Annotated in this window: 10 protein-coding genes and 3 pseudogenes; 5 read left to right on the top strand and 8 right to left on the bottom strand. The window is 66.1% G+C overall.

Annotated elements, in window-relative coordinates:
* Positions 1-28: 28 nt before the first annotated feature.
* The 5 genes and pseudogenes from nrdE to A5767_RS19510 all read right to left on the bottom strand — a co-directional run.
* Positions 29-1,645 (bottom strand): annotated as a pseudogene (nrdE, locus tag A5767_RS24050) (class 1b ribonucleoside-diphosphate reductase subunit alpha); the annotation flags it as partial.
* A 24-nt stretch (positions 1,646-1,669) separates the two neighbouring features.
* Positions 1,670-2,857 (bottom strand): annotated as a pseudogene (locus A5767_RS24045) (LAGLIDADG family homing endonuclease); the annotation flags it as partial.
* Positions 2,858-2,863: 6 nt separating this feature from the next.
* Positions 2,864-3,421: pseudogene (locus tag A5767_RS24040) on the bottom strand (ribonucleotide reductase N-terminal alpha domain-containing protein); the annotation flags it as partial.
* An 83-nt stretch (positions 3,422-3,504) separates the two neighbouring features.
* Entirely contained in the window at positions 3,505-3,957 is a 453-nt protein-coding gene (nrdI, locus tag A5767_RS19515) for a class Ib ribonucleoside-diphosphate reductase assembly flavoprotein NrdI (RefSeq protein ID WP_064852962.1), read from the bottom strand.
* A 115-nt stretch (positions 3,958-4,072) separates the two neighbouring features.
* Positions 4,073-4,303 carry a redoxin NrdH gene (locus tag A5767_RS19510; RefSeq protein WP_006550390.1) on the bottom strand — a complete coding sequence of 77 codons (231 nt, stop codon included), beginning with the start codon at positions 4,301-4,303 and terminating at the stop codon, positions 4,073-4,075.
* 393 nt (positions 4,304-4,696) lie between these two features.
* Between A5767_RS19510 and A5767_RS19505 the strand changes: the two genes are divergently transcribed.
* The 5 genes from A5767_RS19505 to A5767_RS19485 are packed head-to-tail and all read left to right on the top strand — an operon-like array spanning position 4,697 to position 9,632.
* Complete coding sequence (locus tag A5767_RS19505) at positions 4,697-5,656, top strand: glycoside hydrolase family 26 protein (protein WP_033097722.1); 960 nt, start codon at positions 4,697-4,699, stop codon at positions 5,654-5,656.
* On the top strand, positions 5,653-6,891 hold the full coding sequence (locus tag A5767_RS19500) for a PP2C family protein-serine/threonine phosphatase (protein WP_064852961.1): 1,239 nt from the start codon (positions 5,653-5,655) through the stop codon (positions 6,889-6,891). The genes A5767_RS19505 and A5767_RS19500 overlap by 4 nt, the downstream gene beginning before the upstream one ends.
* Entirely contained in the window at positions 6,888-8,843 is a 1,956-nt protein-coding gene (locus A5767_RS19495; RefSeq protein ID WP_064852960.1) for a glycosyltransferase, read from the top strand. The genes A5767_RS19500 and A5767_RS19495 overlap by 4 nt, the downstream gene beginning before the upstream one ends.
* Complete coding sequence (locus tag A5767_RS19490) at positions 8,840-9,175, top strand: STAS domain-containing protein (protein ID WP_024101421.1); 336 nt, start codon at positions 8,840-8,842, stop codon at positions 9,173-9,175. The genes A5767_RS19495 and A5767_RS19490 overlap by 4 nt, the downstream gene beginning before the upstream one ends.
* Positions 9,165-9,632: an ATP-binding protein gene (locus A5767_RS19485; protein WP_024101422.1), complete on the top strand. Its 468-nt coding sequence runs from the start codon at positions 9,165-9,167 to the stop codon at positions 9,630-9,632. The genes A5767_RS19490 and A5767_RS19485 overlap by 11 nt, the downstream gene beginning before the upstream one ends.
* Here the strand turns inward: A5767_RS19485 and A5767_RS19480 are convergent.
* From A5767_RS19480 to A5767_RS19470, 3 genes are read right to left on the bottom strand one after another with little or no spacing between them, the layout of a single operon-like run.
* Positions 9,612-11,735: a xanthine dehydrogenase family protein molybdopterin-binding subunit gene (locus tag A5767_RS19480; protein ID WP_064852959.1), complete on the bottom strand. Its 2,124-nt coding sequence runs from the start codon at positions 11,733-11,735 to the stop codon at positions 9,612-9,614. The two genes, A5767_RS19485 and A5767_RS19480, sit on opposite strands and share 21 nt — an antisense overlap.
* Entirely contained in the window at positions 11,732-12,733 is a 1,002-nt protein-coding gene (locus tag A5767_RS19475; RefSeq protein WP_024101424.1) for an FAD binding domain-containing protein, read from the bottom strand. Before A5767_RS19475 ends, A5767_RS19480 begins: the two co-directional genes overlap by 4 nt.
* Positions 12,730-13,344 carry a 2Fe-2S iron-sulfur cluster-binding protein gene (locus tag A5767_RS19470; RefSeq protein WP_051121499.1) on the bottom strand — a complete coding sequence of 205 codons (615 nt, stop codon included), beginning with the start codon at positions 13,342-13,344 and terminating at the stop codon, positions 12,730-12,732. The genes A5767_RS19475 and A5767_RS19470 overlap by 4 nt, the downstream gene beginning before the upstream one ends.
* Positions 13,345-13,411 lie beyond the last annotated feature (67 nt).

Below are 13,411 nucleotides of genomic sequence, written 5' to 3'. Positions count from 1 at the left end.
CTGATGCAAAGACTGTCGTGGAGCAGGGTCACAACATGCAGGAGACGCAACCCTCCACCTCGGTGCCCTCGAGCGCCATCTGCCGCAGGCGGATGTAGTACAGGGTCTTGATTCCCTTGCGCCACGCGTAGATCTGCGCCTTGTTCACGTCGCGGGTGGTGACGGTGTCCTTGAAGAACAGTGTCAGCGACAGCCCCTGGTCGACGTGCTGCGTCGCAGCAGCGTAGGTGTCGATGATCTTCTCGTAGCCGATCTCGTATGCATCCTGGAAGTACTCGAGATTCTCGTTCGTCATGTAGGGCGCCGGGTAGTAGACACGCCCGATCTTGCCCTCCTTGCGGATCTCGATCTTCGACGCGACCGGGTGGATCGAGCTCGTCGAGTGGTTGATGTACGAGATCGAACCGGTGGGCGGAACCGCCTGCAGGTTCTGGTTGTAGATGCCGTGCTTCTGCACGGACTCCTTCAGCTCGCGCCAGTCCTGCTGCGTGGGGATCGCGATGTCCGACTCGGCGAACAGCTGACGGACCCGCTCAGTGGCCGGCTCCCACACCTGATCGGTGTACTTGTCGAAGAACTCACCCGAGGCGTACTTCGACTCCGGGAAGCCCTTGAAGTACGAGCCGCGCTCGATCGCGATCTTGTTCGACGCACGCAGGGCGTGGAACAGCACGGTGTAGAAGTAGATGTTCGTGAAGTCGACGCCTTCTTCGGACCCGTAGAAGATGTGCTCGCGGGCGAGGAAGCCGTGCAGGTTCATCTGGCCGAGGCCGATGGCGTGGGATTCGTTGTTGCCCCGCTCGATCGACGGCACCGACGAGATCGTCGTCTGGTCGGAGACGGCCGTCAGGCCGCGGATGGCGACCTCGATGGTCTGCGCGAAGTCGGGCGAGTCCATCGTCTTCGCGATGTTCAGCGAGCCGAGGTTGCACGAGATGTCCTTGCCCACATGACTGTAGGACAGGTCGTCGTTGAACTCCGAGGGAGTCGAGACCTGCAGGATCTCCGAGCACAGGTTCGAGTGCGTGATCTTGCCGGCGATCGGGTTGGCCCGGTTCACCGTGTCCTCGAACATGACGTAGGGGTAGCCCGACTCGAACTGCAGCTCGGCGACGGTCTGGAAGAACTCGCGCGCCTTGATCTTCGACTTGCGGATGCGCTTGTCGTCGACCATCTCGTAGTACTTCTCGGTGACGTCGATGTCGGCGAAGGGCTTGCCGTAGACGCGCTCGACGTCGTACGGCGAGAACAGGTACATGTCCTCGTTCTTCTTCGCCAGCTCGAAGGTGATGTCGGGGATGACGACGCCCAGCGAGAGGGTCTTGATGCGGATCTTCTCGTCGGCATTCTCACGCTTGGTGTCGAGGAAGCGGTAGATGTCGGGGTGGTGCGCGTGCAGGTAGACCGCACCGGCACCCTGACGGGCACCGAGCTGGTTGGCGTAGGAGAAGGAGTCCTCGAGCAGCTTCATGATCGGGATGACGCCGGAGGACTGGTTCTCGATCTTCTTGATCGGAGCGCCGTGCTCACGAATGTTGCTGAGCAGCAAGGCGACACCGCCACCGCGCTTGGACAGCTGCAGTGCGGAGTTGATGGAGCGGCCGATCGACTCCATGTTGTCCTCGATGCGGAGCAGGAAGCAATTGTGCACCACAGCGCCGCGAATCGTATAGGTATGTGTGCCCTCGACGTGCAGGTTGTACACCTTGCTCGGCGTCTCGTCGGTCTTCGCGATCTCACGGATTCCGTAGACATGACGCCCGTGCGCCACCTGATAGGTCGTGCGCTTGGCGCCCTTCCGCCCGACATAGTTGTGCAGGTTCTTGCCGACGTCGAAGATGAAGTCTTCGTTGGTACCGGGCACCCCGGGGACGAACACATGGCCCGTCACATTGCCCGCCTGGTTGATGTACTGGCGAACGACCGACACGATGCCCAGGCGGCGCAGGATCAACTGCACCTGATCCACCAGTTCCGGATTGACGAGATCGAGGATCATGCCGCCATTGGTGCTGCAGCCGTCGCCCCTGAACAAGCCCGCAAGCAGACCGCGCTGAAACTCTTCATCGGCAGTCATGACATCGCGCGTCAGGCGTTTCGTACTGTAACCGGTCCCGGCAAGCGACAGCAGCAATGACGCCACCACCTTGCTGTTGCAACCCATCTTGGTCGAGTGGTCCGACTGGTTGGTGGACTGAGAGAGTTCGACGCCGAATACTTGCTTGAACGCCGCCGCCAGATCTGCCTGGTACTCGACCTCGTGTGCACCGAGAGCGAAGTGAACACCATTGGGTTGCACACCGTCGACACCCGCACGCTTGGATACGTAGCCCTCGGCAACATACCAGCCGAGAATCAGTCCGAACTCGTACGATTCCTCGACGTATCGGTTGACACCGACGAAGCGCTGACTGTGACGCTGCTTGTTCCGATGCTTGGCATCAACGTTCACCTTACGAATCAGACCATCGACCTCTTCGTACAGTCCATTACCAACATGGTCCATGAGGTCGAAAACGCGCTTGTCGCGCTCACCCAACGGCGCCGCGGTGACAATGAAGTCGGTCGGGCGCACGTCCTGGGCAGCGAGCCATACGAAACCGTTGAAGGGATCCGCTCCATCGCCGTCGATCAAGGTCTCGACATCACGCTCGGTCCACACCAGGATAGGATGCTCCGGAGTGCACCGAATCGGCTCTTTGTGCCCGAAGTGCGAAATCGACACCAAGGCTTGATCATTCGGGTTCTCGATCAGCTCCTCGACCGCGTGGTACGCCCCGTCGTGCGACAGGACCAGATCCCCCGCCTGCAGGGTCTCGATAGCCCGCTGCCCGTCGATCGTGTCGATGAGCGTACCGGCGGGAAAGCACGAAACGGGCTCGCCGCGCTGCTTCTTGCCCGAGTTGAGGAAGGTCGGGGTGGCCGGCTGGAAACGACCCGAGATGATCTCGTCGACGAGGTGCCGGGCGAGGATCTCGTCGCCGTCGGCGAGCGTCAGCGCGACCATGCACACACGGTCCTCGAAACGCTCGAGGTAGCGCTTGCCGTCGAACGTCTTGAGCGTGTACGAGGTGTAGTACTTGAACGCACCGAGGAAGGTCGGGAACCGGAACTTCTTCGAATATGCGTGCTCGAACAGCGATTTGACGAATGCGCGCGAATACTTCTCGAGCACCTCGGGCTCGTAGTAGTTCTCCTCGACGAGGTAGTCGAGCTTCTCGTCGAGGTTGTGGAAAAAGACCGTGTTCTGGTTGACGTGCTGCAGGAAGTACTGACGGGCGGCGGCCACATCCTTGTCGAACTGGATCTCGCCGTTGGGGCCGTACAGATTCAACATCGCGTTGAGCGCGTGGTAGTCGAGATCCTTGAGCGAATCGTCGAGGTGTGCGCTCGTGGCGGGAGCGGGATCGGTAATGGTCACAGTGCTGTCCCCACTTGTCGGAGTTAGGAAACGGCCGCGCAGTCACGTCCGCGACGCGCGTCGAATACGGATACGGATGTGGCTCAGGCGTTCTGGAGAACGGACTCCCAGAATCGGGCGAGACCGTCGCGGACACGCTCGACGTCGTCGGTCGTGCCCATCAACTCGAACCGGTACAGATACGGCACCTCGCACTTGCGCGAGACGATGTCTCCCGCGAAACAGTACGAGTCGCCGAAGTTGGTGTTACCCGCCGCGATGACACCGCGGATCAGGCCCCGATTGTGCTCGTTGTTGAGGAATCGGATGACCTGCCTGGGAACGTAGCGGGTATCACGGCCCGTGGCGGTCGTCCCGCCACCGTAGGTCGGCACGATCAGTACGTACGGATCGTGGACCTCGAAATTCCCCTCACGATCGTGCAGCGGGATCCGGCTGGCCGGGATCCCGAGTTTCTGCACGAATCGGTGGGTGTTCTCGGATGTACTCGAGAAGTACACCAGCGATGTTCCCGGGATCGACCCCAGCGAAGCCATCGGTAGTCACCACTCTTCATTCGATTGCGAAGACCGGCCCGGGCGGACACGGAAGAACACGTCCGCCCGGAGACGACGACGATCGGGCCGCCGCGAACGCGGCCCAGGCTCAGGCTCAGGCAGCGACGGTAAGCGCCTTGATGCGATCGGGGCGGAAGCCCGACCAGTGGTCGTCGCCGGCGACGACGACAGGCGCCTGGAGGTATCCCAGCGCCATGACGTAGTCGCGGGCCTCGGGGTTCTCACTGATGTCGACGACGTCGTACTCGATGCCGGCCTTGTCGAGGGCGCGGTAGGTGGCGGTGCACTGGACGCAGGCAGGCTTGGTGTAGACGGTGATGTTCATGAATGCCCCTTTTCCGACGGCCGTGGGCGGCCTGACGACTGACTGCTGTGCGTTACCCGGAAGCCCACTCATCCGTCCGATCCCGCTTCCCCGAGAGATCGTCGGCCCTTGTGGCCCTCCAGCGGTCTAGACACTACACCTTGTGTCCGTCGGATACACAGAACCCAGGATGTTGTGACTTACAAAGGTGATATTCCCAGGTCGCGACCCTCCCTCCACGGCGTTTCGGGCGTGTCTCGGCGTGTCGCCGCAGCGCGTCCGAGAGAGACCTCGAGCACAGTGTGGCGGGCACCACCGACAACTTCGCGAGGTCACCGCGAGAACACCCTCCGGAGGGCCTGCGCGGGGAGCTCCGGGCGGGAAGAATGACTCCTCGTGCACCCGGTTCGCGCGATGCTCGCCGCACTGCTGGCACTGTCCCTGTGCGCCGCCTGCGACTCGCGCCGTGAGTGCGAACCGATCTCCGCCCCGCTCGACGAGACGAGCACCGCGTGTCCCCGCTTCGGCATCAGCACCCCGGGCGGCCCGGTGGCCGTCGACGAGTACCGCGCGGTCACCGAGGCGGTCGGCACCGCACCCGGCGCGGTGCTGTGGTTCGTCGACTTCCTCTCCCCACCACCCGTCGGGGCCCTCGACATCGTGCGCGCCTCGGGAGCCGACCCGATCGTCACGTGGGAACCGTGGCTGCAGCGTGGCGACGGGACGTACGACCGGACGTCGATCACGATGGCCGACATCGCCGCCGGGATCCACGACGACCATCTCTACCGGTGGGCGGACGAACTCACCGCCTGGGGCGGGACGGTGTACCTGCGCTTCGCACACGAGCCGAACGGGGACTGGTATCCCTGGGGTCCCGCCGGCGGCACCCCACCGGAGACCTACGTCGCGGCGTGGCGACACGTGCACGAACTGTTCGCTTCCAAGGGGGCCGACAACGTGCGCTGGATCTGGACGGTCAACGTCCCGCACGAGGGCAGCAGTCCCATCGCACCCCTGTATCCCGGTGACGACCACGTCGACGTCGTCGGGGTCGACGGTTACAACTGGGGCACCACCCGGCCGTGGAGTCGCTGGCAGTCCCCCGAAGATCTGTTCGGACCGACCTTCGACGAGCTCGGCCGGATCGCCCCGGGTCGTCCCGTCGCGGTCACCGAGGTCGCGAGCGCGGAGGCCGGTGGGTCGAAGCCGGACTGGATCCGGGATCTGGTGGGTTACTTGGACAGTCACCCCGCGGTGACGACGTTCGTGTGGTTCCATCACAACAAGGAAACCGACTGGCGCCTGACCAGCACGGCCGAGTGCGCGGCGGCCCTGGACGACGCTCTGCACAGGAGACACACCGCACGATGACATCCGAGGCGTCGCTGCTCCCCGACCATCTCGAGGACGAGCGCATGCGCGACGTCGAGCGACTCGAGCTGCTCGACACCCCTCACGAGGAGCGCTTCGACAAGATCACCCGCATGGCGTGCCGCGTGTTCGGCGTCCCCATGGCGTCGGTGTCGCTGATGGACCACGACCGGCAGTGGTTCAAGTCGATCCTCGGACTCGAACTCTCCGAAGTTCCTCGCGAGAGGACGGTGTGCCGCACCACCATCGCGCGCGCGTACGAGCGGCCGGACGACCCCGCACTCGTCCTTCCCGACGCCTCAACCGATCCCGCCTTCATGGACATCCCCGGTATCGGTGGTGAGGGTGGGATCCGGTTCTACGCGGGTTACCCCCTGTTCGGTCCGGCCGGTCATCCCGTGGGCACCTTCTGCATCTACGACACCGAGGAGAGGAACCTCGACCCGGATCAGCTCGACACCTTCGCGGAGCTGGCCGAATGGACCCAGCGCGAACTCGACCGGTCCGACGAATTCGACCGCGCCGCCGAGATCCAGAAGCAGCTCCTCCCCCGGCCGCTATCCGACCTTCCGGGCTACGAGATCGCCACCGTCTGCCTGCCCGCCTTCGTGGTGGGTGGCGACTTCTACGACCACTACCGGCTCCGTGAGGGCGTCGTGATCTCCGTCGCCGACGTGATGGGAAAGGGCCTCGGCGCGGCGATCCTGGCGTCGGGCGTGCGTTCCTCGTTGCGCGGTGCCGGCCGGGTGCTCGAGCGCTTCGGACGTCGTCCGGTCGGCGTCCTCGACACCGGGATGGTGCTGACCCTCGGCGCCGAGCACCTCGCCGACGACTTCGAGCACACGGGAACGTTCGCCACCTCCTTCGTCGCTGCGATCGAGTTCTCCACGGGAGACGTCGACCACGCCGATGCGGGGCACGGACTCGCGGCGATCCGTCGCGCGGACGGCGGGGTCGAACCCCTCGAGGGCGACGGTCCCCCGCTCGGAGTGTTCCCCGCCACCACATGGACATCGGAGACCGCGCACCTCGCTCCCGGCGACATGCTGGTGGTCTGCTCGGACGGACTGCTCGACCTGCTCGACGAGAACAGCGACCCGGCGGCACTGTGCCGTTTCGTCGCCGGCCATCCGACCCCGGAGGCGCTGGTGGCCGCAGCACGTGCCCTGACGGTGAACGAACCTCCGCTCGACGACGTCACGGTCGTCGCGATACGACGGAACGAAATGTCGTGAAGGCCGTCACGAAGGAGGGCTACCCGTCCCCGTTCCTGCGTGTCCTCATCGTCCTCACGGTCGTCGTCGGCCTGAACTACATCGTCTGGCGCTGGCTGTTCTCGGTGAACTGGGATGCCTGGTGGATCGCGGTTCCGCTGGTGCTGGCCGAGACGTACAGCCTGATCGACTCGCTGCTCTTCGCATTGACGATGTGGCGGCTGAGGAGACGGCCCGAACCACCCGCAGCGCCGGAGGAGATGACGGTCGACGTCTTCATCACCACCTACAACGAACCCGTCGACCTGGTGCTGCGCACCGCCGCGGCAGCGAAGCGGATCCGCTATCCGCACCGGACGTGGATCCTCGACGACGGATCCCGGCCCGAACTCGCCGCAGCCGCCGCCGAACTCGGCGTCGACTACATGACGCGGGCGGCGAGCTGGACGAACAAGCCGCGCCATGCCAAGGCGGGCAACCTGATCAACGCGCTGCTGCATTCGGACGGCGAGTTCCTGCTCATCCTCGATGCCGACCAGGTGCCCGAACCCGAGATCCTCGATCGCACACTCGGATACTTCACCGACGACCGCACCGCCCTGGTCCAGACACCGCAGTACTTCACCAACGTTCCCGAGTCCGACCCGCTCGGCAGCCAGGCCCCCTTGTTCTACGGCCCGATCCAGCAGGGCAAGGACGGCTGGAACGCAGCGTTCTTCTGCGGGTCCAACGCGATCCTCCGACGCGAAGCGCTCATGCAACTCGGCATCTCCGGCTATGTCCGGGCCATCGAGGACGGTGTGGAACGCACCCTGCGCACCGCGGGCAAGGTGGTCGACCGCGCACGCCGGAAGGTTCCCGCCGATCAGCCCGACGTGGCCGCGGCACTGGATTCGGTGCGACAGGCCGTTCGCACGGCTCGCGGCGAACGGCGGGCCGGAACGGCGCTCGCCGACGTCACCTTCCGCTTCCAGCAGGCGGTCGACGCCGCCGCGCGCAGCATCGTCGATGCCGACTTCGGTGGTATCCGAGCCGATCTCGAGGAGATCGCCGCGCTCGACGCGCACGGAACCGATGCGCTCATCATCGACGAGACCGTGCTCGACCGCCTCGCCGACCGCGAATGGTCGCCGCTCGGCGCGCTCGAATCGATCCGCGCGATGATTCGGGCCGTCGACGTCGACCGTGCCGAGGAGGCCGAGCCGATGCTCGCGTTGGCCACGATCTCCGTGACCGAGGACATGGCCACCTCCATGCGTCTGCACGGCGCGGGCTGGAAGTCCGTCTACCACCACGAGATCCTCGCCTACGGACTGGCTCCGGAGGATCCGAAGACGATGGTCACGCAGCGGCTCCGGTGGGCGCAGGGCACGATCCAGGTGATGCTGCGGGAGAACCCACTCGTCCAGAAGGGCATGACCCTCGCGCAGCGCCTCATGTACTGGGCGACGATGTGGAGCTATCTCTCGGGTTTCGCGGCCCTCGCCTATTTCGCGGCGCCGATGATCTACCTCGTCTTCGGGATCCTGCCGGTGGAGGCCTACAGTCTCGACTTCTTCGCGCGGCTCGTCCCGTTCCTGGTCCTCAGTCAGCTGCTGTTCTTCGTCGTCGGCCGCGGCACACCGACCTGGCGCGGCCAGCAGTACAGCCTCGCGCTGTTCCCGGTGTGGATCAGGGCGTGCTGGACGGCCTTCCTCAACGTGTACTTCGACAAGCCGCTGGATTTCGCGGTCACCCCGAAGACGCGCCAGGGTGGCGAGGGTGTCCCCTGGTATCTGTTCCGTCAGCAACTGCTCGTCATGGCACTGCTGGTCGTGGCGGCGGTCGTCGGCGCGGTGCGGTTGTTCCTCGGCGACATCTCGGTTCTCGGCGTGACCGCGAACCTCGTCTGGGTCGTGTTCGACCTGTTGATTCTGTCGGTGGTGATCGGCGCGGCTCGCTACCGTGGACCCGAGAACGAAGGAGTTCGATGAGCCATTACGAAACCCGCACGGTCGGAACGAGTACCGTCGTGCAACCCATCGGTCGTCTGAACATGGTTGCGGCGCCACGTCTTCGCGAGCAGTTGCGCGATCTCGTCGAGAACGGATCCCATCGGCTCGTCGTCGACCTCAGCACGACCGAGTTCATCGACTCGTCCGGGCTCGGCGCACTCGTGTCCGGATTGAAGGCGGCGCGGCAGGCCGGCGGCGACCTGCGGATCGCCTCGCCCACGGCGCAGGTGCAGAGCGTGCTCGCGCTGACCCGCCTCGATCGGGTCCTGGCGACCCACGACTCCGCGGACGCGGCCTTCGATGGCGACTGATGCCCCGTCCGACGCGCAGCCGTCCGACGGGGCGCCCTGCCGGTGGGAGTTGTCCGCCCCGACGAGCGAGGGCACCCTCGACCGGATCATGGATCTGGTCGCGGAGATGTTCGCCGCCGAGGAACTCGACGAGTCCGACCGCGTGCAGTTCGAGATCGCGGTCGCGGAGATCGCCGCGAACATCATCGAGCACGCCGGCCGGGGACAAGCTGTCTCGGTGACCCTGACGCTGGAGCTCCACCCGGATCGTCTCGAAGCAGTATTCATCGACGACGGGGCCCCGGCACGTGTGGATCTGCGTTCGGTCGAACTCCCGGATGCCCTCGCCGAGCGCGGTCGAGGACTCGCCATTGCCCTCGCCGCGCTCGACGAGCTGCGGTACCGGCGACAGGCCGGCACCAATCGCTGGCTGCTGGTCTGTCACCGGTCCGACGCGTCAGGGCAGTCCGGGCAGTAGGTCGTCGAGGCGGGCCGGTAGGTTCCGGACCCGTACTCCGGTCGCGTGCCACAGGGCGTTGACGACCGCCGCGGCGCTGCCGACGATCCCGATCTCACCGATCCCCCGCGACCCCATGGGTGTCGCATGCAGGTCCTCGTCATCGAGCCAATCCGCTTCGACCCGGCGGATGTCGGCGTGTGTCGGCACGTGGTATTCGGACAGATCGTGGTTGACGACGTGCCCGAAACGCGCGTCGCGGATGCTCTCCTCGAAGAGCGCCATCGAGATCCCGAAGGACATCCCGCCGATGACCTGCGAACGCGCGGTTCGCGGATTGATCACCCGTCCCACGGAGAACAGACCGAACATCCGGGGCACCCGGATCTCGCCGGTGTCGGCGTCGACGTGCACCTCGGCGAAGTGCACACCGAAGGACTGCGCGGTGTAGTGCTCGAGTTCGCGGTTCTCGGCTGCCGACGCGGACAGTTCGGCACCCACCGGCGGGTCGTCGCCGAAACGTTTGCCGAATTGCTCTGCGGCCGTGACGATCGCGGTTCCCCAGGACGAGGTGCCCGACGACCCGCCGGCCACCGTGCCGTTGGGCAGTGCGCTGTCGCCGATCTCGAGGTCCACGTCCTCCGGTCGGCATCCGAGTGCGTCGGCGGCGATGAGGGTCAGGGTCGTCCACGCACCCGTACCGAGGTCGGTGGCTCCGATGCGGACGGAGTAGCGCCCCTCCCCGAGGTGCCGGATCTGGGCTTCCGAGCCGGGATTGACCATGTGGGGATAGGTCGCGACCGCCATGCCGGTACCGATCAGGGTGTTGCCCTGCCGCCGGCGGCCGGGTTCGCGGTCGGACGGATCCCATCCGAATCGCTGCGCTCCTTCGCGGAGGCATTCGACGAGTCGGCGCGACGACCACGGCTTTCCCGTCTCCGGATCCGACTCGGGTTCGTTGCGGATGCGCAGTTCGATCGGGTCGATCCCGAGTTCGGCGGCGAGCTCGTCCATCGCGACCTCGCCGGCGAACATGCCCGGCGCTTCACCTGGCGCGCGCATCCAGAACGGCGCCGGCACGTCGAGGGTGATCGCGCGATGCGACGTACGGGCGTTGGCGACGTCGTAGAGATTGCGCAGCGGCACCCCCGCCTGTTCGACGAATTCGGTGACCCGGGACGACTGGGCGAACGCCTCGTGCACGAGACCGGTGAGCTTGCCGTCACTGTCGGCCGCGAGCCGGATGTGCGAGGCGGTCGGAGCGCGGTACCCGACGTAACCGAACATGTCTGGTCGGGAGACCGCGAACTTGATCGCTTTCCCGGCCAGGGCCCGCGCCGCGAGTCCGCCGAGGACGTCGTGCGCGTGAGGACCGCCCTTGGAACCGAATCCCCCACCGATGTACGGACAGACCACCCGCATCCGGGCCGCGTCGAGACCGAAGACCGGCGCGAGGGTCTCGACGACACCGTGCGGATGTTGCGTCGAGGTGTACAGCGTCAGAGTGTATCCGTCGGTCTCACTGTTCGACGGCACGACGTCGTTCCGCCAGATCGCGACCACGGTGTGCGGTTCGAGTGGATTGTTGTGTTCCTCAGGGGTGGAGTACCACTGACCGATCACCGTCTCGGCGCGGGCGAACGCCGCGTCGACGTCGCCTCGCTCGGTGTCGGGTTCGTAGCCGCCGTTGACGGTCTCGGGTGTGTACGCGTCGGGATGGTCGGCGCGGAAGAGCGCGTCGTGCGGTTCCTTGCTGTACTCGACCTTCAGGAGCGAGCATGCCTCCCGGGCGATCTCGAAGCTCTCCGCGACGACCGCGCCGATGATCTGACCCCGGTACAGCACGTCGGGTGTCTGCAGGACGGAGTACTCGCCCTCGGCCTCTTCGGTGAGACGTGGGGCGTTCCAGGGAGTGAGGACCTTCAGCACCCCGGGCACCGCTTCTGCGGCGGCGGTGTCGATGCGGTCGACGCGTCCACGGGCGATGGTGGAGGTGAGCGGTACGAGGTAGGCGGGATCGTCGACCGGGTGCTCGTAGGCGTACGGTGCCGTCCCGGCGACCTTCGCCGGTCCGTCGATGCGCGCGGTGGAGCGTCCACCTGCTCGGATCGGCTCGGGGCTCATGCGGATCCACCTCGTTCCCGTCGTTCGTCGAGTTCGCGCAGGGTCGCCACCACGGTTCGCCGCAGCAGCGGAATCTTGTAGGCGTTGCCGTCGAGGGGACTCGCGTCGGCGAGTTCGGCCTCGGCCGCCGCAGCGAAGACCTCGTCGGAGGGTTGTTGCCCGAGGAGTGCTTCCTCCGCGCGGTGTGCCCGCCAGGGCCGGTGTGCGACCCCACCGAATGCGATGCGGCACCCGGTGATCGTCCCGTCCGCAACGGTCATCTCGGCCGCTACGGAGACCAACGCGAAGGCGTAGGACGCCCGGTCGCGCACCTTGCGATAGGTGGACAGCGAACTCTGCGCCGCGGGGATCTGCACGCCGACGATGAGGTCGTCGCGTTCGAGCACGGTGTCGCGCTCGGGTGTGTCGCCGGGGAGTCGGTAGAAGTCCTCTACCGCGATGGCGCGCTCGCCGTCCGGGCCGAGGACCAGGACTTCGGCGTCGAGCGCGAGCAGGGCGACCGCCATGTCGGACGGATGGGTGGCCACGCAGTGCTCCGAGGCGCCGAGGATCGCGTGGTAGCGGGTGTATCCGCCGATGGCGGAGCAGCCGCTGCCGGGTTCGCGCTTGTTGCAGGGGGTGCTCACGTCCCGGAAGTACGAGCACCGCGTGCGCTGGAGCAGGTTGCCGCCGGTGGTCGCGGTGTTCCGGAGCTGGGGTGAGGCACCGGCGAGCAGTGCGCGCGACAGCACCGGGTAGTTGCGCCGCACGAAGGGATGCGCCGCGAGGTCGCTGTTGCGGACGTTGGCGCCCACCCGGATTCCCCCGTCGGCCGTCTCCTCCACGGCGTCGAGCGGAAGATGCGAGACGTCGACGAGGAGATCGGGGGTCGCGACGCCGAGTTTGAGGTGGTCGACCAGATTCGTGCCGCCCGCGAGGAAGACCGCACCCGGTGTCTCGTGCACGACGGCGACGGCGGCGGCGGGATCTGCCGGTCGCTCGTAGCGGAGGGGGCTCATCGCGTCTCCTCCGTATCGAGGCGGCTGTCGCCGACACCGATTCGGCTGTCACCGGCACCGATTCGGCTGTCGCCGGTGGCGACGGTTCGGATCGCCGAGACGATGTTGGGATAGGCGGCGCAGCGGCACAGATTGCCGCTCATGCGTTCCCGGATCTCGTCGTCGTCGAGTTCGGGTGCCTGTTCGAGATCGGCCGTTACGTGACTCGGCGCCCCGTCGGCGAACTCGTCGAGCATGCCGACGGCCGAACAGATCTGGCCGGGGGTGCAGTAGCCGCACTGGAAGGCGTCGTCCTCGATGAACTGCGCCTGGAGCGGATGCATCTCCCCGTCGCCGAGTCCGGCGGCGGTGACGATCTCGGCGCCGTCGTGCGAGGCGGCGAGGGCCAGGCACGAGAGGGTGCGCCGGCCGTCGATCAGCACGGTGCACGCTCCGCACTGACCGAGATCGCATCCCTTCTTCGGGGACGTGATCCCGAGGCGGTCGCGCAGTGCGTCGAGCACGGTGGTGCGGACGTCGATCGGGACGCGACGCTCCACCCCGTCGACGTGGAGAACTATGTCGAGATCGGGTCGGTGGCCGGTATCGGTCCTCGTGTCCCCGCTTGTCATGGGCAAACCTCCGAACAGTGGGCTGTGTTCGGGGCATTCCCGCTGCAGGCGTCATCGAACCGTCGAG

The sequence above is a fragment of the Rhodococcus sp. 852002-51564_SCH6189132-a genome (assembly GCF_001665495.1).
GTDB lineage: Bacteria > Actinomycetota > Actinomycetes > Mycobacteriales > Mycobacteriaceae > Rhodococcus > Rhodococcus pyridinivorans.
This window is presented reverse-complemented; position numbering and strand designations above follow the sequence as displayed.

Excerpts from the sequence above, each read along its gene's own strand:
- nrdI (WP_064852962.1), bottom strand. The coding sequence starts at position 3,957 with ATGGCTTCGCTGGGGTCGATCCCGGGAACATCGCTGGTGTACTTCTCG.
- A5767_RS19510 (WP_006550390.1), bottom strand. The coding sequence starts at position 4,303 with ATGAACATCACCGTCTACACCAAGCCTGCCTGCGTCCAGTGCACCGCC.
- A5767_RS19505 (WP_033097722.1), top strand. The coding sequence starts at position 4,697 with ATGCTCGCCGCACTGCTGGCACTGTCCCTGTGCGCCGCCTGCGACTCG.
- A5767_RS19500 (WP_064852961.1), top strand. The coding sequence starts at position 5,653 with ATGACATCCGAGGCGTCGCTGCTCCCCGACCATCTCGAGGACGAGCGC.
- A5767_RS19490 (WP_024101421.1), top strand. The coding sequence starts at position 8,840 with ATGAGCCATTACGAAACCCGCACGGTCGGAACGAGTACCGTCGTGCAA.
- A5767_RS19485 (WP_024101422.1), top strand. The coding sequence starts at position 9,165 with ATGGCGACTGATGCCCCGTCCGACGCGCAGCCGTCCGACGGGGCGCCC.
- A5767_RS19480 (WP_064852959.1), bottom strand. The coding sequence starts at position 11,735 with ATGAGCCCCGAGCCGATCCGAGCAGGTGGACGCTCCACCGCGCGCATC.
- A5767_RS19475 (WP_024101424.1), bottom strand. The coding sequence starts at position 12,733 with ATGAGCCCCCTCCGCTACGAGCGACCGGCAGATCCCGCCGCCGCCGTC.
- A5767_RS19470 (WP_051121499.1), bottom strand. The coding sequence starts at position 13,344 with ATGACAAGCGGGGACACGAGGACCGATACCGGCCACCGACCCGATCTC.